Below are 20,755 nucleotides of genomic sequence, written 5' to 3'. Positions count from 1 at the left end.
AATGGTGTTTTTTTTGTAATTTTGCATTCCAATTATAACAAACGAGAATGGAACTGAAAGAACACTTTACTGGCAAAATATTCAACCTGATTTCCGAAACAGCCGACGAATTGGGATTGGAATGTTATGTGGTAGGTGGATATGTACGCGACATATTCCTGAACCGCCCTTCGAAAGACATTGACATTGTAGTAGTAGGAAGCGGCATAGAGATAGCCGAAGCGTTCGGAAAGAAACTGGGACGTGGAGCTCATATATCCGTATTCAAGAATTTTGGTACTGCACAAGTAAAATACAGAGATACAGAAGTGGAATTTGTAGGGGCACGCAGAGAGTCTTACAGCCACGACAGCCGGAAGCCTATCGTTGAAGACGGTACGCTGGAAGATGACCAGAACCGACGCGACTTTACCATTAACGCCATGGCGGTCTGCCTCAACCAGACACGTTTCGGAGAGCTGGTCGACCCGTTCGGTGGTTTGGACGATTTGAAAGAGCGTACCATACGTACCCCACTCGATCCGGACATCACTTTCAGCGATGATCCGCTCCGCATGATGCGCTGCATTCGCTTTGCCACTCAGCTCAACTTCTATATAGACGATGATACTTTCCAGGCCTTGGAGCGCAACAAGGAACGTATCAAGATTATATCACGCGAACGTATTGCCGACGAACTGAACAAAATTCTGTTGTCGCCCGTTCCTTCAAAGGGGTTTGTCGATCTGGACCGCTGCGGACTTCTTGAATTGATTTTCCCTGAACTTGTAGCTTTGCAAGGTGTAGAGGTGAGAAACGGGAAAGGACATAAAGATAATTTCTACCATACACTGGAAGTAGTAGACAACATCTCTAAAGTGACCGACAATCTTTGGCTGCGCTGGGCAACCTTGCTGCACGACATTGGTAAACCACGTACCAAACGTTGGGAACCTCGCACAGGATGGACATTCCGCAACCACAACTACATCGGCGAGAAAATGATACCGGATATCTTCCGCAAGATGAAACTGCCGATGAACGAAAAGATGAAGTATGTACAGAAGCTGGTGGGACTGCACATGCGCCCTATCGTGATTGCCGACGAAGAAGTGACCGACTCGGCTGTACGTCGTCTGTTGTTCGAAGCCGGCGATGATATTGACGACCTGATGATGCTCTGTGAAGCCGACATCACTTCGAAGAACGAAGCACGCAAACAGCGTTTCCTCGACAACTTCAAACTGGTACGACAGAAGCTGAAGGATCTGGAAGAGAAAGACCGCATCCGTAATTTCCAGCCACCGGTAGACGGAGCAGAAATCATGAAAGTATTCAATCTGCAGCCTTGCCGCGAAATAGGAAGCCTGAAGAGTTCTATCAAAGATGCAATTCTGGATGGAATTATTCCCAACGAGCACGATGCTGCTTTCGAATACATGCTGAAAAAAGCAGAACAGATGGGGTTGAAACCGGTCAATCTTGCATAATACTGAAATTTTATCTGTATGACACAGCCACATATCTCATGTTTATTTCATGGATATGTGGCTGTGCGCTTATAAACATCTGCATGTTAGTTACATTTTTTCATTCCATAGTCTTCCATTTCATCCCAATAGTACTTTTCTCCTTTTTCTGCTTTTTCATATTTTTTCTTACAACCATAACTTTGTGTCACCTAAATAGACAAAAAGTAAAAAACAAGCTAATTATGAAGAAAATGTTTAAGTGGAACATAATACTAAGCATCTTATTATGTTCTTATCTGTCAAGCTGTTCCTCCAATGATGACCAGGGAGGAAATTTCGACATGGCTCAGCTAATTGGCAGTCAATGGGAACGCAACTATTCGTGGATAGGAGATGATGCTGCCTGGGAAGAAGGAAAAGGAACACTGACCTTTACCAGTTCACGGGAAGCACAGGAAATCGTAAACTATCACGGAGAGGATTGGCGATACAACTACGATGAAGATGTAAATGAACTGAAGCCATACTCCGGAACAAGTACTATTTTTTACAGTTACACCGTGGAAAGAAATCAAATCACCTTGACCGACCAGGACGGAGGATACAGCATCACTACTACACTGTCTGGAAATATGCTTGTAGGTTCTGATGATTACCTATGGACACTTATCAAAGCGGGAGAAGGAGGTGAATCAGGCTCTGGTGAAACTACATCATATAGCTGGGAACAAATGCAAGGTGTATGGATGGGAAGCAAATACGTAGATTGTGCATCTATCATTAAATTGTACAAACAACAGCAACAACCGAGTAGTGCGTATTACAATGGCGATTTCGGAGTATACGGTCTACAGTTCAATAGTAACGGACAATCCAGAGAAGTGGATGCACAAATGAAAGCATTTCATAATACCGGTGCAATTGTACTGGAAACCATTTATGCCAGTGACGGAAAAACAGTATACTGGACTGATATAAGTAAAAGCAGCTATAGAAAGCAATACTTCATACATGGAGACAAAATATACTACAATGGCAAAGAGTATTTCCAAATTTTCGATGCCACCCACATCCATGATTTGATTGGTGGAGAAGATTATGTAAAAGTACAATAAATAAATCCCATATCAAAGAGAGAGGGAAACTCCGTGATTGCTCATCGGGTTTCCCTCTCTTTTATCTTCTTTTCTTGAAAAAATCCTTCATCAAGGTAGCACACTCATCGGCCATCAAACCTTTCACCACTTCCGTTTTGGGATGCAGGGCCTGAGGGGCAAAACGTTGGTATCCCCGTTTTTCGTCTTCTGCCCCGAACACCAGCCGGCCGGTCTGTGCCCATGCAATGGCCCCGGCACACATCACACACGGTTCCACTGTGACATACAGCGTACAGTCGATCAGATATTTTCCTCCCAACGCATTGGCTGCAGCCGTAATAGCCTGCATCTCGGCATGAGCAGTCACATCATTCAACGTTTCCGTCAGATTATGTGTACGTGCAATGATACGGTCACGACAAACCACCACCGCTCCTACGGGTACTTCTCCGCGTGCGGCTGCCTTTTCGGCCTCCATCAAGGCCTGTTTCATGTAAAAATTATCATCTGCCATACGTATAGAGGGGATTATCTGCGCATATCATGCTCTTTAAACAAAGTGGGATAATCTTCTTCCATGTTCTGATGAATAAACGACAAAATCGTCTCCCGAAGCCAGCGTGCCTTGTTCGTAATCTGATATTTCTCCAGATAGCGGTCTACAATCTGTACTTCTTCTTCGCTCATCAGGCACACCATACGCTGCTTGCGAGGCTGAACCGTCGAGGGTACCTTTTTCCGTCTTTTTCCATTATTCACCATAAACGAGTTTATTTGTTTGCAAATTCATAAGTTTTTAAGTCGAAGTATAACAAGAACTTATAAACTTACCAACTCAAAAACGAAATCACTGAATACTCAATTAGTGCAAAATTAAAGTTACTTCCCCTAAAATCAAAGTATAAAATCCGTATTTTTGCAAAAAATGGGAAAAATGGCAGTACACAACAAACTGGGTAAGGAAGGGGAAGAAGAAGCCTCAGCCTACCTCAGAGACAAAGGATATACAATTTTACACCGCAACTGGCATGCCGGCAGGAAGGAGCTGGATATTGTGGCCGAAAAAGACGGGACACTGGTTGTCGTAGAAGTCAAGACACGACGCAACGATGTGTTCGGTAATCCGGAAGATGCCATTACCCCACGCAAAATACGAAACATCGTAGCCTCAGCCGATGCATACATCAAGCTGTTTGCCATCGACTTGCCGGTACGGTTCGATGTCATTACCATAGTGGGTACCTGCCCGCCATTCGAAATTGAACACATCGAGGAAGCTTTTCTTCCTCCTATCTGGTAATAGTAAGAATATGGATATAGAAACAATCCGAACTTATTGTCTGAAAAAGAAAGCTGCGAGCGAAGGATTTCCCTTCGACGAAACGACACTGGTCTTTAGAGTGATGGACCGCATGTTTGCCGTAATCGATTTAGATCATCCGGACAAGCTGACTGTAAAGTGTAACCCTGATTATGCCATAGAACTGCGCGACCGGTACAACGGCATAGAGGGTGCGTGGCATTTCAACAAGAAATACTGGAACCAGATACACCTGATGAGTGATGTACCGGAATCTCTGATTCTGGAACTGATAGACCACTCGTACGAAGAAGTAATCAAAAAATTCACCCGTAAACAAAAGGAGGCTTATCATGAACTACCCTGAACCTATCCATCTGCAAGAAACCGTATCGACCAACAGTTATCTGAGCGAGCTGTGTCGGGATACACAACCTGCCGACCTGACTAACGTATGGAGCGATTTTCAAACGGCCGGACGGGGACAAAGGGGCAATAGCTGGGAATCGGAACAGGGGGCCAACCTGTTGTTCAGTTTTGTGGTGTTTCCCGATTTTCTGGAAGTACGCCGACAGTTCCTTCTGTCGCAAGTCACTGCTTTGGGACTACAGGAAGTCTTGTCACGCTACACGGACTCCATCACCATCAAATGGCCGAACGACATTTACTGGAAAGATAAAAAGATTTGCGGCACTTTGATAGAAAACGATCTGACCGGTATGCACATCAGCCGTTCCATTTCCGGAACGGGAGTAAACCTTAACCAGCAGACGTTTATGAGTGATGCCCCCAATCCGGTTTCGCTGTTTCAGATCACAGGGAAGCATTACGACCGGGAAGAGATACTTCATCAGATGATGGAACGTATTGCCTATTATTACGACCTGCTCCGGAAAGGAGAATACGAAACAATTGCCAGCCGTTACTTCGAAGTCTTATACCGCCGGGACGGTTTCTATATGTACCAGGATGCAACAGGTACATTCAAGGCACGCATACACGCTATCGACCCTATCGGGAAACTGATTTTGCAGGACGAACAAGGAAAGTTACGCGAATACATGTTTAAAGAAGTATCCTACGTTTTATGAGCCCAATCAACAGACAGATTTTACACATAGCCATCCCGTCTATCATTTCAAACATCACCGTTCCACTGTTAGGACTGGTCGATGTCACCATTGTCGGTCACTTAGGTTCTGCTTCCTATATTGGTGCCATTGCCGTAGGAGGTATGCTGTTTAACATGATTTACTGGATATTCGGTTTTCTCCGTATGGGTACCGGAGGACTTACGGCACAAGCCTACGGACAGCACAACACACAGGAGAGTACCCGTATTCTGCTGCGCTCACTCAGCGTCAGCCTGCTGTTGGCACTGGCCCTCCTCGTACTCCAGTATCCCATCCGCCTCATCGCCTTTATGCTGATAGATGCCAGTCCCGAAGTACAGGAACTGGCTACCCGCTATTTTCATATCTGCATCTGGGGAGCTCCTGCTACACTGGGACTGTATAGTTTTACCGGCTGGTTTATCGGTATGCAGAATTCCCGCTACCCCATGTACATTGCCATTACCCAAAACATTGTAAACATTGCGGCCAGCCTGTTTTTTGTATTCGTACTGCACATGAAAGTAGAAGGAGTAGCTTTGGGTACACTCATTGCACAATATGCCGGAGTAATCATGGCTTATCTGCTCTGTATTTCACACTACCATCCGTTCCGGCAACAGGTGCAGCGCATGCAACTGTTTGAACAGAATGCCATGAAACGTTTTTTCCTGGTGAACCGCGATATCTTTCTGCGTACACTCTGCCTGGTAGCGGTTACAGTATTTTTTACTTCTACCGGTGCCACTTATGGTGATGTAGTACTGGCTGTCAACACGCTGCTGATGCAGTTGTTTACACTCTTTTCCTACATCATGGACGGATTTGCATATGCTGGAGAAGCATTGAGTGGAAAATATACGGGTAGTAACGATAAAATCCGCCTGCATCAGACGGTGCGGAATTTGTTTGGATGGGGAAGCGCAATGGCACTGCTTTTTACCCTGACCTACCTGTGGGGAGGACAGAATTTTCTGCAACTGCTTACCAACAATACAGAGGTCATTGCAGCCTCCGGGACTTATTTATTGTGGACTGTAGCCATTCCTTTCTGTGGATTCTCCGCCTTTATTCTCGACGGAGTCTGTATCGGTACCACCTCTACACACATCATGCTGAAGTCGATGGCTACTGCCTCCGCCCTGTTTTTCGGAGTTTACTTTCTATGCTCCGGTTCGTGGGGCAATCATGCGTTGTGGATGGCCTTCCTTGTGTATCTGGCAGTAAGAGGACTGATGCAGGGCTATCTGCTACGGAATAAGATTTAAGTCACCAGGAAAAGATATTCCGAAAAATCCACCACAGTACAATCAGTCCGGCCAAGGAAAGGATAAACCCAGGCTTATGAAGTGTGAAATACAGACGAGGATTCTTTTTGCGAAGCAGTTCGGCATAAAGCAACAACAAGACAAGAGGAACCGACACTACCAGCAGCGCATTATAAGAAAAGGCTCCGGAAACATCTCCGTGGAGTAAAGCATGAAGGGCACGCTGCGAACCACATCCCGGACATTTCAGTGAGGTAAGCACATAAAAAGGACATTTGGGGAATAATGCCGACCGAGCCGGATCTAAAAGAGCATACACAGCAAGCATTCCAATCAGCACAATTCCCCCAATGTATTTTACCGTACGGCTCATTTCAGTGAATCGAGGTAGATTAAAACATAAGATATATTGATAATCAGATAGATTACCCCTACTACAAGTCCTACAATAAAACCTATTTTAGTCCATTTACCGGCATCATTACTTGCCTGAAGAGCTGCTTCATAATTGCCTGCAGCAAACAAAGAACTTACCTTACTGGCATACACAATACCTGCAATACCGAAAGGCAGGCAGCAAAACAATGTAACAAGGATAGATTCTACCATCCAAGTTTTAGGGCAAACTTGTTCATTCATACGCTTATCATTAAAGAGTTATCGAAACTTGATTTTCCCAAAAGAATCATCATAAAAATAAAAATCACATACAGCACAGCTATCAGCAAAGCACTTCCCGCTGCTGCCAGCGTCCAGTTGCGTGCCAGTTTGGAGTACTGCAAAGCCTGTTCGTAGTTTCCCTGCAAATAAGCAGAATCAACCTTTGCAGCATAGACAATGGCTACAATTCCCAAAGGAAGACAGCATAAACACGTGGATATAATGGATTCGGGAAGCCAGGTTTTGGGACATTCCGGCTGTTTCACATTTTCTTCTGGTTGAGAGGATGAAGGCGGACAAGGTGGAATACTAGCCAAAACCTCCGACAGTTCTTCCAGTTCGGAAGCTTTTACCCATTCCGTCAATCCTTCTCTCCAAACCAAGGTTTCTGCACTTAGTCCGTTTTCTTTTAATTCTTCCAACGGTATAGGCCCTTTCTTCAGACCTTCTACCAATAAATAGTAATGCATATAGCAAGTGTTTTTAACATAGTTTTCACAAAAGTAGCAAATAGACGACAGAAATTCAACAATTTAACAGATTTAACAGTTTTCAGCCCTTATAAAATGGCTTGCTTTGTAACATTCCATTGTCCCAATCCGGAAAGAATCCCTCAATAACGAATTTTATTTTACACAGTACCCCGAAAAGACTGCTAAATTTCTTACCTTTGCCTGCAAGTAAGAAGCGCTCCGAATGGAAACCTCTACTTACAAACTCAATAACTAAAACTTAATTCTTATGGCAAGATTTAAACGCATTCTGTTAAAACTCAGCGGCGAAAGCCTTATGGGTGAGAAAAAATACGGTATCGACGAAAAGCGTCTGGGAGAATATGCCCAGCAGATTAAAGAGATACACGAAATGGGAGTACAGATTGGTATCGTAATCGGTGGAGGAAACATTTTCCGCGGACTGAGTGGAGCCGGCAAAGGCTTCGACCGTGTGAAAGGAGACCAGATGGGTATGCTGGCTACAGTAATCAACAGTTTGGGACTGAGCTCTGCACTGGTAGCTGCCGGTGTAAAAGCACGTGTGCTGACTGCCATCCGTATGGAACCTATCGGAGAATTCTATACCAAATGGAAAGCCATCGAAGCCATGGAAAACGGTGAAGTAGTCGTCATGTCTGCCGGTACAGGAAATCCGTTCTTTACCACCGATACAGGCTCTTCTTTGCGCGGCATCGAAATCGAAGCCGACGTTATGCTGAAAGGTACACGTGTAGACGGTATCTATACTGCCGACCCTGAAAAAGATCCGACTGCTACCAAATTCGACGAAATCACTTACGATGAAGTGCTGGCTCGCGGCTTGAAAGTAATGGACCTGACTGCAACTTGCATGTGTAAGGAAAACAACCTGCCGATTATCGTATTCGATATGGATACAGTAGGAAACCTGAAGAAAGTAATGTCTGGCGAAAACATCGGTACGCTGGTACATAACTGATTCTTTCTTCCGAAAAAAGAAAAGAAAGACGGTCTGTCTTAAAATATACAAGATAGGAGTTAAAGCGGATACTTTGTTACAGTGAGGCTTCAACTCCTACTTTTCTCTTATTGCTTTACCCTCATTCTAAACTTGCTTAATTACATCAGAACCCGTACATGATAGTTTGCATAGCCGAAAAGCCCAGTGTGGCACGCGATATCGCCGAAGTGCTCGGCGCCAGAAACCGGAAAGAAGGATACATAGAAGGAAACGGATACCAGGTGACCTGGACATTCGGCCATCTGTGTACACTGAAAGAGCCCCACGAATATACCCCTTCATGGAAGTCGTGGAGCCTGGGAAGTCTGCCTATGATTCCGCCACGTTTCGGCATCAAACTGATTAATGATCCGGGTATCGAAAAACAGTTCCGCATCATCGAAGGACTGATGCAGCATGCAGATGAAATCATCAACTGCGGGGATGCCGGACAAGAGGGAGAGCTGATACAACGCTGGGTGATGCAGAAAGCGGGAGCCAAGTGCCCCGTCAAGCGCCTGTGGATTTCTTCGCTGACGGAAGAGGCAATCCGGGAAGGGTTTGCCAACCTGAAGGATCAGGCTGAATTTCAGCCGCTGTACGAAGCCGGACTGAGCCGTGCCATCGGCGACTGGACGCTGGGAATGAACGCCACCCGCCTGTATACACTGAAATACGGACAGAACAAGCAGGTTCTGTCTATCGGACGTGTGCAGACTCCTACACTGGCACTGATTGTGAAACGTCAGCAGGAAATAGAAAATTTCAAACCCGAACCTTACTGGGAACTGAAAACAGTATATCGTGAAACCACGTTCAGTGCGACCAAAGGTAAGTTTACCTCGAAAGAAGAGGGAGAAAAGTTTCTGGAAACCGTACGCCACTCCGACTTTACCGTAACGGATGTATCGGCAAAGAAAGGTACGGAAGCACCTCCGCGTCTGTTCGACCTGACTTCGCTTCAGGTAGAATGCAACAAGAAATTCAGTTATTCGGCCGACATGACGCTGCAACTTATCCAGTCGCTCTACGAGAAGAAAGTGGCTACCTACCCGCGCGTAGATACTACCTTCCTCAGCGACGACATCTATCCCAAGTGTCCGAATATTCTGGCAGGTCTGAAGGATTATGCAGCATATACCGTACCGCTTGCAGGGAAAAAGCTGTTGAAATCGAAGAAGGTATTCGACAATTCGAAGGTAACCGACCACCATGCCATCATTCCTACCGGTGTGCAGCCTCAAGGGTTGACCGATATGGAAAAACGGGTGTTCGACCTCATTGCACGCCGTTTTATTGCGGTGTTTTATCCCGACTGTAAATTTTCTACGACCACCGTACTGGGAGAAGTGGAAAAGGTGGAGTTTAAGGTGACGGGAAAGCAGATTGTAGAACCGGGATGGCGCGTGATTTTCAACAAGGAACAGCAGGAAGAGCCGAAAGAAGGAGACGAAGAACGCGTATTGCCGCTGTTTACAGTAGGCGAAAGTGGTCCGCACGTCCCCGATTTGAACGAAAAATGGACTCAGCCACCCAAACCTTATACCGAAGCCACTCTGCTGAGAGCCATGGAAACAGCCGGAAAACTGGTAGACAATGACGAACTGCGTGATGCACTGAAGGAAAACGGTATCGGACGTCCTTCTACACGTGCAGCCATCATCGAAACCTTGTTCAAGCGGCACTACATACGGAAGGAACGGAAGAATCTGGTAGCCACACCTACCGGAGTAGAACTGATTCAGCTGATTCACGAAGAGTTGCTGAAATCGGCAGAGCTGACCGGTCTTTGGGAAAAGAAACTGCGCGAAATAGAACGACGCAGCTACGATGCCGGTACATTCCTGGCCGAACTGAAACAGATGGTGACGGAGATAGTAAACAGTGTATTGAGCGACAATACCAACCGACGGATTACAGTGATGCCGGAGGAACCGAAAGAGGCTCCCAAAAAGACAAGCAGCCGGAAAAAGGAAAGCAGCGGCGAAGAGCCTAAACCGAAACGTACTCGCTCTACTACCAAAAAGACAAAAGCCGAAACAGCTCCTACCCTCCCCGAAGGCGATGCCATTGTAGGTACAGTGTGTCCGCTGTGTGGAAAAGGTACGATACTGAAAGGAAAAACGGCTTATGGCTGCTCGGAGTGGAAAAACGGATGCACATTCCGAAAAAGCTTCGATGCGTAATCAACACAAATCAATCCTGAAATGTGGATTTACGCTATTAGTATCGAAGGCCAACGGTATTAATAGCGTGAGCCCACGATACTAATACCGTGAGCTCACACCATCAGTCGTGTCAATCCGAGGTTATTTTACCTTAAAGGTACTTCTCATCGAAGTCAGTGCTTCGGGGTTCGGATTCACTTCTTTTCGGGTACAATAATCAAATTCAGCAGATTTTTCTCCGGAGAAAGAATTCCATTTCAATTTCAGTTTCACGGTTTCTCCGTTCGTATCGGGCAGTCCGTCCAGTTTGAAGGCAACCAGCGCATCACCTATCATCCCATAAGTATCTCCGTAGGCATTGTGTCTGAACTCAACTTCATACTGATTGTCCGGATTATTGGTACGGAGCAGGTTGACATAATGCGGCTGGGAAGAATTTCCCCAACGTGTACGGAAGCGCAAGGTCAGATAACCGTCTTCTGCTATCGTTACCCAGTCGTTTACTATTTCTACCGGGTCGTTACCATAAACCTCGTCGTTCTCCTCACCCAAGTCGGCAGCAATCGGTTTGGTCAGAATACTGTCTATCCAGTTTATCTGCACCGCCTTGGTATATTTCCCGCTTGCCTGGTCTACCTCCTCATAATTTACCAGCGCACGTACTTCCTTTCCGTCGTAAGGAGAGGAAGCCATGTTTACAGGCAACAAGGTAGTTTCCTCGTCCAACTGCAGGAAAAAAGTCTCATCGGCATCTGTTTTTGCCGTTACAAGTGCATTGGGCACTCTGACGTAATATCTATTGTCGTCATCGTCCTGACACGACTGTATTCCCATAGCTCCGGCCACCACCAGCACGGCCATCAATCCTTTCTGCAATAGCGAATATACTTTCATCACATTATTCTTTTAAGAGTTAAACTTATCTTCTGTTCTTCACTCCTAAAATGAAAGTATACAGAAATGTCTGCATCTTTAAATGTTAAATATCAATAAGATATACATCCATCAGGAAAGTGCCATACAATCTTCTGCCGGATAAAAAACATTAATTAACAATATTGCCAAGCAGTCACATGCAAAACCTTGCATTTTATAAATAAAACAGACAATGGGACAAAAGCAAGTAATTCACCTTTAACACCCGAAAGAAAGAACAACACGAAAACTATGTAACATAATTTGTTTAAATACTTTTTCCATCGTATCTAATGTAGAAAAGTTTGAGAGAGAATATCTATCTTTGGATATTCTTTCTTAAACTTTTTAAATTTAACCGATTATGAAAAATTACTTATTTCTTCTTTCCGCACTCTTATTATTACCTGCCTGCAGCGAACAGGTATCTATTGAAGGTTCATGGGTAGAATCGGTACCGGGTATGCCCGATATGCAGCAAGGATTTACACTCGAAGCCAATGGAAAAGCGTCTTCTATCAAGATGGCAACCCTGCAATATGAATCATGGAAAAAAGAAGGAAACCAACTGATTCTTTCGGGAAAAAGTATCGGGAATCATCTTACAATTGATTTCTCCGACACGCTGACTATCGAAAAGCTGACTGCCGACAGCCTGATTCTGAAACGGGGAGAAGTTGTCTGTACCTATACACGTGCTCAAGGAATACAAACCAAAGAAAGTATACCGGCCGCTACACTTACTCCAGCCAAACAGATACGCACAGTCAAAGGAGAATTGGTCATTGCACACGAAGTACGGGCTTTTACGGCTACAGGTGACTCACTGACTTACTGGGTGATTGACAAGACAGGAGAACTTGCACACCAATACGACGAACTGACCGGAGGAGTGAAAAACGGAACTCCCGTATACGCAGAACTGGAAGTGATGGACATGGGAAAATCGGACGAAGGTTTTGCTGCAGAATACGACGGAGTATATCAGGTAGAAAAAATTCAGAAACTGGCAGTTAAGTAAACAACTGTAAATATCCTGCTCCTGTCTTGAAAAGAAAGAAGTTGGCAGATTTTTTTTGACAAAAAAACAATTTTCATTGTATATTTGTTTGTTTTCTGATTGAATACAAACTAAATATACAAGAAATGAAAAAAAGAATGTTATTAAAAAGTTTCTGTATCGCATTGCTTTTATGCTGTATCTCAGGCAAAACTTATGCACAGGATTGGAAATCGATCCTTACCGGAGTAGCTAAAGAGGTAGTGGGAGACAAAATTACAACAGCTTCTTCTATCGTAGGAACATGGAATTATGTAGCACCGGAATGTAAGTTTGAGAGTGAAGACTTGCTGGCAAAGGCAGGAGGCGAAGCGGCTTCGAAAAAAGTAGAAGACCAGATGCAGACTGTGTACGACAAGATAGGTCTGAGTGGATGCCAGTTTACATTCAACGAAGACGGCAGCTACTCTTATAAGTTGAAGAACCGTACCGTAAGCGGCACTTATACGTTCAATGATACCGATAAAACCATTACCATGTCTGCCAAACTGGGTATCAAACTGACTGCCCAAGTCACTGTAGCAGGAAACAACATGAGTCTGGTTTTCAATACAGACAAACTGATGTCTGCCTTGCAGACCATCACCGGAGCAGTATCGAAAGTAAACGACACGGCATCCAGCATCAATTCGCTTATCAGTACATACGACGGACTGAGACTGGGATTTGAACTGGAAAAATAATCTTTTATACCGGAAGAATTCTTTTCGGATACATACGTAAAAACGCGACTTGTATCGATGGCTTACGTGACTTGTATCGATAGCATACGATACAAGTATCGAAGGGTGATGATACAAGTCGCGTTTTTTATGTGTTTTTATTGCTTCTTTCCGTTCAGTATGACAAGTGCTCCAATTACTCCGGGTACCCAACCGCAAAGGGTAAGAAGCAGAATAATCAAGACGGAACCACATCCCTTGTCTATAATGGCAAGAGGTGGGAAAATAATAGCAAGAATAACTCTTATCAGTGACATTGTTTTTATTTTTTAGTAATTACAAAGGGAAAACAAGATTCTCCGGCAAATATCCGCTTCGTATACGCCATTCCTGCGGATAGAGATTGTTGGCACGGTTGCCTATATTCTTGGCAAATCCCAAAGGAATTCCGCGGTAAGTCAGAAGCACATAGCCTCGTGGAACTTCGGGCGAAAGAGTCACGGCTTCCTTACGCAAATAAGCCACTGCCTGTTCATAACTCAGTTCAGCTTCGGGAAAGAGTCCTTCTTTCCGTACGGTACTCATAGCCAGCGAATGTTCGGGAAGGAAATCCTTTCCTTTCAAACTGCAGATTGCCACACCGGCATGCAGAATCTTCAACGCATTTTTCAAACGTCCGTACAGTTCTGTATAGGTCTTCGGGAAAGCTCTTACCAGACTATCTTCTACCAGCCATTCGTATTCGTCCGAATCGTTTATCCAGTCTTTCACTTCTTTCGGGCATACAGCTTCCTTCTGCCTCTTATCGCCTTTTTTGTTCTTTTTCGGTTTCTGAGAAAGATTTTCTTCCGAAGAAGCTTCTCCGTGCTTGCGCAAGACAGCAAGGAAAAGTCCCTCACCTACGGTTTTATGCGGCAGGAAACGATATACCGGGAAATCAGCTCCGGTGAGATTTCCGGTAATGCCCCAGTCTTCTTTCACCTCAACCGGCAGAATTTCAGCACCCAACTCTTCGGCAATCCACTGTACATTGTCTTCGTTTTCTTCCCTATTGAAAGTACAGGTACTGTAAATCAAAATTCCACCGGGTTTCAAGCATCCCCAGATATCACGCAGAATACGCTGCTGACGTTGCCAGCAAAGCGTAACATTGTCTACACTCCATTCGTCTACAGCCACCTGGTCTTTGCGGAACATACCTTCTCCCGAGCAAGGCACATCAGTCAGAACCACATCGAATACCTGCTCCAGTTCTGCAAAATCGGCCGGATCGTTGTTTGTCACCACCACTCCGGGATATCCCCATTTTATCAAATTCTCTGCCAATACCTGAGAACGGTTTCGCATCACCTCGTTGGCTACCAGCAAACTTCCTTCGGGCAATACGCTGCGGGCCAGTGTAGATTTACCACCGGGGGCTGCACAAAGATCGAGCATCACCGAAGGAGCATGTACATACTGCCGCAAAGCCTGCTCTACAAACATAGACGAGGCCTCCTGCACGTAATAGCATCCGGCATGAAAGAGAGGGTCGAAAGTAAAGGTAGGACGGACAGAAAGATAATATCCGGCCGAACTCCAGGCTACCGGACGAGCGTCTTGAGGTATCTGTGAAAATTTCCGCTCGTTCATACGGATACTGACAGGAGTTTCCCGCTGCAAGGCTTCGCAAAACAAGGTGAACTGTTCTTCTCCCATCAGTTGGGAGGTACGGCGAATAAAATCGGATGGTAGATTCATACAAACAACTACATTTATTGTCTGCAAAAATAAGATATTTCACAATGACCGCCAACAACTGATGAATTTTAGCTACCTTTGTTCACTATAATAAAAAGTATATATCCCGAAATGAAACAATATTTAGATCTGCTCAGACACATCCGTACGGAAGGTGTGAAAAAAGAAGACCGTACAGGTACCGGAACAATCAGTACCTTCGGTTATCAGATGAGATTTAATCTGGAAGACGGCTTTCCGCTGGTCACTACCAAGAAGCTTCACCTCAAATCCATTATCCATGAACTGCTTTGGTTCCTTCAGGGAGACACCAATGTGAAGTATCTGCAGGAAAACGGAGTACGAATCTGGAACGAGTGGGCAGATGAAAACGGTGATTTGGGACATATCTACGGCTATCAGTGGCGCTCGTGGCCGACTTACGACGGAGGTTTCATCGATCAGATTTCGGAAGCAGTGGAAACCATCAAGCATAATCCGGACTCACGCCGCATCATTGTAAATGCATGGAACGTGGCCGACCTGAAAAACATGAATCTTCCGCCTTGCCACATGTTTTTCCAATTTTATGTAGCCAACGGACGCCTGAGCCTGCAAATGTATCAGCGTAGTGCCGACTCTTTCCTGGGAGTTCCGTTCAATATCGCTTCGTATGCCTTGCTGCTGCAGATGATGGCACAGGTTACCGGACTGAAAGCGGGAGACTTTATCCATACGCTGGGCGATGCTCATATATATCTGAATCATCTGGAACAGGTCGACTTGCAACTTACCCGCGAACCTCGCCCGTTGCCACGCATGATACTGAATCCGGATGTAAAGGATATCTTCAGCTTCAAATACGAAGACTTCACTTTGGAAGGATACGACCCTCATCCGCATATTGCCGGAAAAGTATCTGTATGATAATCTTGAGTTTTTAAGTTGGTGAGTTTTTAAGTTGGTTCACTCCAAAATACCCAATCCATCTCCTTTCTAACTCATAAACTTAAAAACTCAAGAACTCACAAACTCAAGAACTCACAAACTCAAGAACTCACAAACTCAAAAACTTAAAAACTAAAAAACTTAAAATACATGCTTTCCATTATTGTAGCAGTCAACAAAAACCGTGGTATCGGATTCGAAAATAAGTTATTATACTGGTTGCCAAACGACTTGAAACGCTTCAAGGCACTGACTACCGGACATACTATCATTATGGGACGTAAAACCTTTGAATCACTTCCCAAAGGTGCTCTGCCCAACCGCCGCAACATCGTATTAAGCCGGAACCAGTCTGCTGTATTCGAAGGAGCAGAGCATTTTTCATCGCTGGAAGAAGCGCTGAAACACTGTACAAAGGAAGAAGAAGTATTCATTATTGGTGGTGCGAGTCTGTATGCCGAGGCACTTCCTCTGGCCGACACACTCTATCTGACAGAAATAAACGACAGTGAAAAACCGGCCGACGCATTCTTTCCTGTTATCGACCCGACTCTCTGGAAAGAAAAAAGTAGAGAATGCCATCCGGAAGACGAAAAGCATCTCTACTCCTATACCTTTATCGATTACGAACGGATTGGTAACCGTTAATCCTCATCAGCCAAATCTATAATCGGCATCTGACGTTTGATGGCTTCACGGAAAGAAATGATAGTTTCCGAACGTGAAAGCCCTAACGGCTGTAACTTGTCATGAATAATTTCAAGCAAGTGATGGTTGTTTTTTGCGTAAATCTTGATAAACATATCGTACTGACCGGTTGTGAAATGACATTCTACCACTTCCGGAATATGCTTCAAGGCTTCCGTTACGGTATCAAACTGCTCAGGATCTTTCAGATACAGTCCGATATAGGCACATGTTTCATACCCTATTTTTTCAGGATCTATCACAAATTCAGAACCCTTCAGGATTCCTAAATTAGTCAGCTTCTGAATACGCTGATGGATTGCAGCTCCCGATACATTGCAGGCACGTGCAACTTCCAGAAAAGGAATACGTGCGTTATCGGCTATCAGCCGCAAAATTTGTTCGTCTAAACGATCTAACTGATGATGTCCCATTTACTCATTTTTAAATTCATACAAAGATAAGAGTTTTCTTTCATATCTTTTACAAGGGACAGAAGTTTTGTAACAAATTATCCTCTTTTTTGGCAGATAATTCTATCTTTGTAAAAGAAATATAAAACCGTAATTCATGAAGAAAACACTTTTCTCGCTTATTTTAAGCAGCCTGCTCCTGCCGGGACAGGCACAGGATTTCGATACTTATTTTACAGACCGCACATTGCGCGTCGATTATCTTTTTACAGGAGATGCACAAAAACAAGAAGTTTATTTAGATGAACTGTGTGCCCTTCCTCACTGGGCCGGACGACGTCAGCATCTGAGCGAACTGCCTTTGGAAGGCAACGGAAACATTACCATGAAAGACAAGGCTACCGGAGAAGTTATTTACCGTACTTCATTCTCCAGTCTGTTTCAGGAATGGATCAGCGAAAAGGAGGCACAGAGTGTAAAACGCGGATTCGAAAATACGTTTCTACTGCCTTATCCTAAACAGGCCGCCATTGTCACCATTGAGCTGAAAGATGTACGTCATCGCACTTCTGCATCGTTCACTCATGAGGTAAATCCTAACGATATCCTCATTCACCAGCGCGGAAGTACGCATGTCACTCCACACCGTTACCTGCTGAAAAATGGAGAGGCCAAAGATTGCATCGACATTGCCATTCTGGCCGAAGGATATACTGCAGAAGAAATGGAACTCTTCTACCGCGATGCACAGGCTGCCTGTGATGCGATTTTCGCTCACGAACCTTTTGCACGACTGAAAGACCGTTTCAATGTGGTAGCCGTAGCCAGCGAATCGGAAGACAGTGGGGTAAGTATTCCCCGTAAGAACGAATGGAAAGCTACAGCAGTCAGCTCTCATTTCGATACATTCTATTCCGACCGATATCTCACCAGCCGTAGCGTAAAAGCCATGCACAACTGGCTGGCTGGGATTCCTTACGAACATGTAGTGATTCTGGCCAATACCGACACGTATGGAGGAGGAGGCATTTATAACTCGTACCTGCTGACCACGGCTCATCACCCGATGTTCAGACCGGTTGTAGTACACGAGTTCGGTCACAGCTTTGGAGGACTGGGCGACGAATATGCCTATACTTCTGAGCCAAGTCCGATGTATCCGTACGACATAGAGCCGTGGGAACCTAATATCACCACGTTAGTGGACTTTGAAAGCAAATGGAAGGATATGGTACCAGAAGGAACTCCTATCCCTACCACACCGGAAAAAGACAGAAAGCTTCTGTATAGTAAAGTAGGTGTGTACGAAGGTGGAGGATATACCTTAAAAGGTATCTACCGTCCAACTACAGAATGCCGCATGAAAATCAATGAAGCACCGCGCTTCTGTCCGGTATGTGAACGGGCACTTGAAAAGATGATTCATTTTTATACGTATTAAGCATAACCTTATCACTTAATGACATTATCATGCTGACACTTACTAAAATTCAGACACACGAGAAAGAGTATCCGTTCATCGAACAACTGCTACACGAATCATTCCCACTTGCAGAACGCAGAGACGATGACTTGCAGCGAGATTATACCGATCATAATCCGAAGTTTACCTGCTACCTGATTACAGACGAAGAAGAAGGCAAGAGAATCCTGGTCGGGTTAATGACTGTATGGGATTTGGACGGCTTTCACTATGGAGAACATCTTGCGACCTCTCCCAATCTACGCAACAAAGGCTACGGCAAGCAGATTATGCAACGGCTTCGTGAGCTTTATCCGGATACTTTTATCCTCGAAGTGGAACGTCCTACCGATGAAATGGCTATCCGCCGTATCGGATTTTACAAACGCTGCGGATTCTCTCTTTGCGAAAAAGACTATATGCAACCCTCATACCGTAAAGGAGGAGAAGAAGTTCCACTCTATCTGATGTACGCCGGAACAGACAGCATCGACAATCAGTTTGAAAGTATACGCGATACCATCTACCGCGAAGTATATGGGGTAAAGTAATCCAAGTCCTCTTTTCCCTAAAAGCGCGAAGAACATTCTGAATCAATCAGAATGCCGATTTTCCGATAACACAAAAGCATCCCCAATGACCTTGACAGGCTATTGGGGATGCTTTTGTATTGAATACTTAGAACGATACAATTGCTTCATTCTATATAGCAATAAATCAGTACACAACAAAAAAAGAGAGAATCCACTTTTCAGCAGATTCTCTCTAATTCGCTTTATCTTACACTATTACTGACGCTGAGTAGCCGAATAGTTGATTTTCAAAGCATAAGCCTGACGAAGAGCCTGTTTTACTTCTGTTACGATACCCATCTTAGTTTTAGCATCAACTTTCAGGGAAACAGTCATAAATGGTTTATCTTCTTCTTTCATGTTTTCACGTTCCTGATAAATGTAATCCTGAACTTCTGAAGATTCTGCGAACTTATCGTTCAACTGGATACGGTCTGTAGTACCCATCTTCTTCTGGAACTCAGGCATCGGTTTACCAATGTAAATGAAAGACACCAAAGATTTCTTTTCAAGCTTTTCCAATTCTGTAGCCTGAGGCACTTTAAACTGAACCTTCAATGTAACTTCACGCATTGTTGTTACGATCATGAAAAAGAACAACATGGTAAAGATAAGGTCAGGCAAAGAAGAAGTATTCAACTCCGGCATGCCACGCTTACCTGTCTTATTAAATTTTCCCATGATTATCTTCCTCCATATTTTTTAGGTTCTGCCTCAGAAATCTTCTGCGGATAGTACTGAGTGATTGCATCCTTTTCAGCTTCCGAACAATCAGCTAAACTCTTTCCGAATTTAGACTGCGCCAATTCGTTACGCAACTCGTTGTAAGCGGCAACCAATTCGTTCTGAACTTGCAAGTAAGCCTCATAGCTAGTACCCACGTCATTCTGTACAGAAATTACATGCTTTTCAGTAATCATTACACTACCAAACAACGGCAAGTTCTTCATATGCTTTTCAGGCAAATTCGCATCGTCGTTCGGATTGGCAATGAATTCTTTTGCTTTATCTCTTAATTGCTTAATATCAGCCCATTCTCCAGCAACCATCAACTGGTCGTCCTTGTTCAGTTTTACCTGGAGAACGTTTCGTTCCTTTACAATGATATCATTGTTCTGCTGCTCCTTGTTTTCTGGTGGAGGCGGTAAACGTCTTGCCAGACCTCGGTCAGTATCCATTGATGTTGTAATAAGGAAGAAAATAAGCAACATGAAAGCAATGTCAGCTGTAGAGGTCGCATTAATTTGCGGCACATCTCTTTTACCTTTTGCCATTCTACTTATTTGTTTTATCTATTAAACGTCAATGAATAATCTTATCTTTGTTTAAGGATACCTGAAAGATTCAACAATGTACCTACAGACGCAATGATTAACAGTGCATAAGTTGAATAAATCAGCATATCAGTAACTTTCAACATTGTTATGTTTGAATAAACTGTACCGTCACCCATCAAAACAGATTCAGTAGAACCCATATTGTATGTAACCACCAACAGCACAACCAGCAAAATCAAGCCAAAGAGAGATTTGACAGCCCCTTTCGGATTATCCTTCAAAGCACCTCCAAATTGTGCGATAGCACCAATTATAGTAACGATAACTGTAACGGCGAACATTCCGTACATCAAGTACATCAAAGCTTCAGTATTCTTAGGATCGTTGTATTCGCCCACCGGATTATTGTATCCTACAAAGTAGAACATGCCCAATACTACCAAAATCAAGGCAACACAGACATAGAATACATAGTAAGATACTTTGTATGATAATTTAGCCATTGTTTATA

26 protein-coding genes are annotated in these 20,755 nt (G+C 44.2%); 14 read left to right on the top strand and 12 right to left on the bottom strand.

Annotation, left to right across the window (positions count from 1 at the left end; genetic code table 11):
* The first annotated feature begins 47 nt into the window (after nt 1–47).
* Nucleotides 48–1,469: a CCA tRNA nucleotidyltransferase gene (locus WKU26_RS02010; protein WP_340320724.1), complete on the top strand. Its 1,422-nt coding sequence runs from the start codon at nt 48–50 to the stop codon at nt 1,467–1,469.
* Between the two features lie 224 nt (nt 1,470–1,693).
* Nucleotides 1,694–2,566 carry a hypothetical protein gene (locus WKU26_RS02005; RefSeq protein WP_340320723.1) on the top strand — a complete coding sequence of 291 codons (873 nt, stop codon included), beginning with the start codon at nt 1,694–1,696 and terminating at the stop codon, nt 2,564–2,566.
* Between the two features lie 61 nt (nt 2,567–2,627).
* Here the strand turns inward: WKU26_RS02005 and WKU26_RS02000 are convergent, their stop codons facing one another.
* Both WKU26_RS02000 and WKU26_RS01995 read right to left on the bottom strand, forming a co-directional pair.
* Nucleotides 2,628–3,062, bottom strand: coding sequence for a nucleoside deaminase (locus tag WKU26_RS02000; protein WP_340320722.1), 435 nt, complete (start codon nt 3,060–3,062; stop codon nt 2,628–2,630).
* A 14-nt stretch (nt 3,063–3,076) separates the two neighbouring features.
* Nucleotides 3,077–3,310: a hypothetical protein gene (locus WKU26_RS01995; protein ID WP_178265979.1), complete on the bottom strand. Its 234-nt coding sequence runs from the start codon at nt 3,308–3,310 to the stop codon at nt 3,077–3,079.
* Nucleotides 3,311–3,482: 172 nt separating this feature from the next.
* Between WKU26_RS01995 and WKU26_RS01990 the strand changes: the two genes are divergently transcribed.
* Genes WKU26_RS01990 through WKU26_RS01975 form a run of 4 tightly spaced genes read left to right on the top strand, consistent with a single transcriptional unit; the run spans nt 3,483 to nt 6,228 of the window.
* A complete protein-coding gene (locus tag WKU26_RS01990; RefSeq protein ID WP_340320721.1) occupies nt 3,483–3,848 on the top strand; it encodes a YraN family protein in 366 nt (121 codons plus the stop codon).
* Nucleotides 3,849–3,858: 10 nt separating this feature from the next.
* Complete coding sequence (locus WKU26_RS01985) at nt 3,859–4,215, top strand: MmcQ/YjbR family DNA-binding protein (RefSeq protein ID WP_340320720.1); 357 nt, start codon at nt 3,859–3,861, stop codon at nt 4,213–4,215.
* Complete coding sequence (locus WKU26_RS01980) at nt 4,202–4,939, top strand: biotin--[acetyl-CoA-carboxylase] ligase (protein ID WP_269878332.1); 738 nt, start codon at nt 4,202–4,204, stop codon at nt 4,937–4,939. The genes WKU26_RS01985 and WKU26_RS01980 overlap by 14 nt, the downstream gene beginning before the upstream one ends.
* The gene (locus WKU26_RS01975) at nt 4,936–6,228 is read left to right on the top strand and encodes an MATE family efflux transporter (protein WP_340320719.1); all 1,293 of its coding nucleotides are present in this window, start codon (nt 4,936–4,938) and stop codon (nt 6,226–6,228) included. The genes WKU26_RS01980 and WKU26_RS01975 overlap by 4 nt, the downstream gene beginning before the upstream one ends.
* A 1-nt stretch (nt 6,229) precedes the next feature.
* On the opposite strand, the gene WKU26_RS01970 is transcribed toward WKU26_RS01975, so the two are convergent.
* From WKU26_RS01970 to WKU26_RS01960, 3 genes are read right to left on the bottom strand one after another with little or no spacing between them, the layout of a single operon-like run.
* Nucleotides 6,230–6,601: a DUF2752 domain-containing protein gene (locus WKU26_RS01970; protein ID WP_178265984.1), complete on the bottom strand. Its 372-nt coding sequence runs from the start codon at nt 6,599–6,601 to the stop codon at nt 6,230–6,232.
* Nucleotides 6,598–6,867: a CD225/dispanin family protein gene (locus WKU26_RS01965; RefSeq protein ID WP_338158149.1), complete on the bottom strand. Its 270-nt coding sequence runs from the start codon at nt 6,865–6,867 to the stop codon at nt 6,598–6,600. Before WKU26_RS01965 ends, WKU26_RS01970 begins: the two co-directional genes overlap by 4 nt.
* On the bottom strand, nt 6,864–7,358 hold the full coding sequence (locus tag WKU26_RS01960) for a CD225/dispanin family protein (RefSeq protein ID WP_178265986.1): 495 nt from the start codon (nt 7,356–7,358) through the stop codon (nt 6,864–6,866). The genes WKU26_RS01965 and WKU26_RS01960 overlap by 4 nt, the downstream gene beginning before the upstream one ends.
* Before the next feature lie 271 nt (nt 7,359–7,629).
* Between WKU26_RS01960 and pyrH the strand changes: the two genes are divergently transcribed.
* Nucleotides 7,630–8,340 (top strand): UMP kinase, encoded by a 711-nt coding sequence (pyrH, locus tag WKU26_RS01955; protein ID WP_340320718.1) that lies wholly within the window; start codon nt 7,630–7,632, stop codon nt 8,338–8,340.
* A 158-nt stretch (nt 8,341–8,498) separates the two neighbouring features.
* Entirely contained in the window at nt 8,499–10,547 is a 2,049-nt protein-coding gene (locus tag WKU26_RS01950; RefSeq protein ID WP_340320717.1) for a DNA topoisomerase 3, read from the top strand.
* 123 nt (nt 10,548–10,670) lie between these two features.
* On the opposite strand, the gene WKU26_RS01945 is transcribed toward WKU26_RS01950, so the two are convergent.
* Nucleotides 10,671–11,423 carry a NigD1/NigD2 family lipoprotein gene (locus WKU26_RS01945; protein WP_340320716.1) on the bottom strand — a complete coding sequence of 251 codons (753 nt, stop codon included), beginning with the start codon at nt 11,421–11,423 and terminating at the stop codon, nt 10,671–10,673.
* A 385-nt stretch (nt 11,424–11,808) separates the two neighbouring features.
* On the opposite strand from WKU26_RS01945, the gene WKU26_RS01940 reads away from it, so the two are divergent.
* Nucleotides 11,809–12,465 carry a lipocalin-like domain-containing protein gene (locus WKU26_RS01940; protein WP_340320715.1) on the top strand — a complete coding sequence of 219 codons (657 nt, stop codon included), beginning with the start codon at nt 11,809–11,811 and terminating at the stop codon, nt 12,463–12,465.
* A gap of 125 nt (nt 12,466–12,590) precedes the next feature.
* The gene (locus WKU26_RS01935; RefSeq protein WP_340320714.1) at nt 12,591–13,187 is read left to right on the top strand and encodes a DUF4923 family protein; all 597 of its coding nucleotides are present in this window, start codon (nt 12,591–12,593) and stop codon (nt 13,185–13,187) included.
* Between the two features lie 137 nt (nt 13,188–13,324).
* On the opposite strand, the gene WKU26_RS01930 is transcribed toward WKU26_RS01935, so the two are convergent.
* Together WKU26_RS01930 and WKU26_RS01925 are read right to left on the bottom strand one after the other, a co-directional pair.
* Nucleotides 13,325–13,483 carry a YqaE/Pmp3 family membrane protein gene (locus WKU26_RS01930; protein WP_178265996.1) on the bottom strand — a complete coding sequence of 53 codons (159 nt, stop codon included), beginning with the start codon at nt 13,481–13,483 and terminating at the stop codon, nt 13,325–13,327.
* Between the two features lie 19 nt (nt 13,484–13,502).
* Entirely contained in the window at nt 13,503–14,906 is a 1,404-nt protein-coding gene (locus WKU26_RS01925) for a methyltransferase RsmF C-terminal domain-like protein (RefSeq protein ID WP_340320713.1), read from the bottom strand.
* A gap of 111 nt (nt 14,907–15,017) precedes the next feature.
* On the opposite strand from WKU26_RS01925, the gene WKU26_RS01920 reads away from it, so the two are divergent.
* Both WKU26_RS01920 and WKU26_RS01915 read left to right on the top strand, forming a co-directional pair.
* Nucleotides 15,018–15,812: a thymidylate synthase gene (locus WKU26_RS01920; RefSeq protein WP_178265998.1), complete on the top strand. Its 795-nt coding sequence runs from the start codon at nt 15,018–15,020 to the stop codon at nt 15,810–15,812.
* A 171-nt stretch (nt 15,813–15,983) separates the two neighbouring features.
* A complete protein-coding gene (locus WKU26_RS01915; protein ID WP_178265999.1) occupies nt 15,984–16,481 on the top strand; it encodes a dihydrofolate reductase in 498 nt (165 codons plus the stop codon).
* Here the strand turns inward: WKU26_RS01915 and WKU26_RS01910 are convergent.
* Nucleotides 16,478–16,954, bottom strand: coding sequence for an Lrp/AsnC family transcriptional regulator (locus tag WKU26_RS01910; protein WP_178266000.1), 477 nt, complete (start codon nt 16,952–16,954; stop codon nt 16,478–16,480). The genes WKU26_RS01915 and WKU26_RS01910 overlap by 4 nt on opposite strands.
* 136 nt (nt 16,955–17,090) lie before the next feature.
* Here WKU26_RS01910 and WKU26_RS01905 point away from each other — a divergent pair, with 136 nt between their 5' ends.
* Both WKU26_RS01905 and WKU26_RS01900 read left to right on the top strand, forming a co-directional pair.
* Nucleotides 17,091–18,374 (top strand): M64 family metallopeptidase, encoded by a 1,284-nt coding sequence (locus WKU26_RS01905; protein WP_340320712.1) that lies wholly within the window; start codon nt 17,091–17,093, stop codon nt 18,372–18,374.
* Nucleotides 18,375–18,403: 29 nt separating this feature from the next.
* Nucleotides 18,404–18,946 (top strand): GNAT family N-acetyltransferase, encoded by a 543-nt coding sequence (locus tag WKU26_RS01900; protein WP_269878350.1) that lies wholly within the window; start codon nt 18,404–18,406, stop codon nt 18,944–18,946.
* Nucleotides 18,947–19,183: 237 nt separating this feature from the next.
* Here the strand turns inward: WKU26_RS01900 and WKU26_RS01895 are convergent, their stop codons facing one another.
* Genes WKU26_RS01895 through WKU26_RS01885 form a run of 3 tightly spaced genes read right to left on the bottom strand, consistent with a single transcriptional unit; the run spans nt 19,184 to nt 20,747 of the window.
* Nucleotides 19,184–19,648: an ExbD/TolR family protein gene (locus WKU26_RS01895; RefSeq protein WP_007563361.1), complete on the bottom strand. Its 465-nt coding sequence runs from the start codon at nt 19,646–19,648 to the stop codon at nt 19,184–19,186.
* A gap of 2 nt (nt 19,649–19,650) precedes the next feature.
* Entirely contained in the window at nt 19,651–20,241 is a 591-nt protein-coding gene (locus WKU26_RS01890; RefSeq protein WP_340320711.1) for an ExbD/TolR family protein, read from the bottom strand.
* A 41-nt stretch (nt 20,242–20,282) separates the two neighbouring features.
* On the bottom strand, nt 20,283–20,747 hold the full coding sequence (locus WKU26_RS01885; protein WP_340320710.1) for a hypothetical protein: 465 nt from the start codon (nt 20,745–20,747) through the stop codon (nt 20,283–20,285).
* Nucleotides 20,748–20,755: the final 8 nt, after the last annotated feature.

Source organism: Phocaeicola sp. HCN-40430, assembly GCF_037890285.1.
Lineage (GTDB): Bacteria > Bacteroidota > Bacteroidia > Bacteroidales > Bacteroidaceae > Phocaeicola > Phocaeicola acetigenes.
The sequence above is the reverse complement of the archived record's forward strand: the minus strand, read 5'-3'. Positions and strand labels throughout refer to the sequence as shown.

Bases quoted from the DNA above. Each gene is read 5' to 3' on its own strand.
- WKU26_RS02010 (WP_340320724.1), top strand. From the start codon at position 48: ATGGAACTGAAAGAACACTTTACTGGCAAAATATTCAACCTGATTTCC.
- WKU26_RS02005 (WP_340320723.1), top strand. From the start codon at position 1,694: ATGAAGAAAATGTTTAAGTGGAACATAATACTAAGCATCTTATTATGT.
- WKU26_RS02000 (WP_340320722.1), bottom strand. From the start codon at position 3,062: ATGGCAGATGATAATTTTTACATGAAACAGGCCTTGATGGAGGCCGAA.
- WKU26_RS01995 (WP_178265979.1), bottom strand. From the start codon at position 3,310: ATGGTGAATAATGGAAAAAGACGGAAAAAGGTACCCTCGACGGTTCAG.
- WKU26_RS01990 (WP_340320721.1), top strand. From the start codon at position 3,483: ATGGCAGTACACAACAAACTGGGTAAGGAAGGGGAAGAAGAAGCCTCA.
- WKU26_RS01985 (WP_340320720.1), top strand. From the start codon at position 3,859: ATGGATATAGAAACAATCCGAACTTATTGTCTGAAAAAGAAAGCTGCG.
- WKU26_RS01980 (WP_269878332.1), top strand. From the start codon at position 4,202: ATGAACTACCCTGAACCTATCCATCTGCAAGAAACCGTATCGACCAAC.
- WKU26_RS01975 (WP_340320719.1), top strand. From the start codon at position 4,936: ATGAGCCCAATCAACAGACAGATTTTACACATAGCCATCCCGTCTATC.
- WKU26_RS01970 (WP_178265984.1), bottom strand. From the start codon at position 6,601: ATGAGCCGTACGGTAAAATACATTGGGGGAATTGTGCTGATTGGAATG.
- WKU26_RS01965 (WP_338158149.1), bottom strand. From the start codon at position 6,867: ATGAATGAACAAGTTTGCCCTAAAACTTGGATGGTAGAATCTATCCTT.
- WKU26_RS01960 (WP_178265986.1), bottom strand. From the start codon at position 7,358: ATGCATTACTATTTATTGGTAGAAGGTCTGAAGAAAGGGCCTATACCG.
- pyrH (WP_340320718.1), top strand. From the start codon at position 7,630: ATGGCAAGATTTAAACGCATTCTGTTAAAACTCAGCGGCGAAAGCCTT.
- WKU26_RS01950 (WP_340320717.1), top strand. From the start codon at position 8,499: ATGATAGTTTGCATAGCCGAAAAGCCCAGTGTGGCACGCGATATCGCC.
- WKU26_RS01945 (WP_340320716.1), bottom strand. From the start codon at position 11,423: ATGAAAGTATATTCGCTATTGCAGAAAGGATTGATGGCCGTGCTGGTG.
- WKU26_RS01940 (WP_340320715.1), top strand. From the start codon at position 11,809: ATGAAAAATTACTTATTTCTTCTTTCCGCACTCTTATTATTACCTGCC.
- WKU26_RS01935 (WP_340320714.1), top strand. From the start codon at position 12,591: ATGAAAAAAAGAATGTTATTAAAAAGTTTCTGTATCGCATTGCTTTTA.
- WKU26_RS01930 (WP_178265996.1), bottom strand. From the start codon at position 13,483: ATGTCACTGATAAGAGTTATTCTTGCTATTATTTTCCCACCTCTTGCC.
- WKU26_RS01925 (WP_340320713.1), bottom strand. From the start codon at position 14,906: ATGAATCTACCATCCGATTTTATTCGCCGTACCTCCCAACTGATGGGA.
- WKU26_RS01920 (WP_178265998.1), top strand. From the start codon at position 15,018: ATGAAACAATATTTAGATCTGCTCAGACACATCCGTACGGAAGGTGTG.
- WKU26_RS01915 (WP_178265999.1), top strand. From the start codon at position 15,984: ATGCTTTCCATTATTGTAGCAGTCAACAAAAACCGTGGTATCGGATTC.
- WKU26_RS01910 (WP_178266000.1), bottom strand. From the start codon at position 16,954: ATGGGACATCATCAGTTAGATCGTTTAGACGAACAAATTTTGCGGCTG.
- WKU26_RS01905 (WP_340320712.1), top strand. From the start codon at position 17,091: ATGAAGAAAACACTTTTCTCGCTTATTTTAAGCAGCCTGCTCCTGCCG.
- WKU26_RS01900 (WP_269878350.1), top strand. From the start codon at position 18,404: ATGCTGACACTTACTAAAATTCAGACACACGAGAAAGAGTATCCGTTC.
- WKU26_RS01895 (WP_007563361.1), bottom strand. From the start codon at position 19,648: ATGGGAAAATTTAATAAGACAGGTAAGCGTGGCATGCCGGAGTTGAAT.
- WKU26_RS01890 (WP_340320711.1), bottom strand. From the start codon at position 20,241: ATGGCAAAAGGTAAAAGAGATGTGCCGCAAATTAATGCGACCTCTACA.
- WKU26_RS01885 (WP_340320710.1), bottom strand. From the start codon at position 20,747: ATGGCTAAATTATCATACAAAGTATCTTACTATGTATTCTATGTCTGT.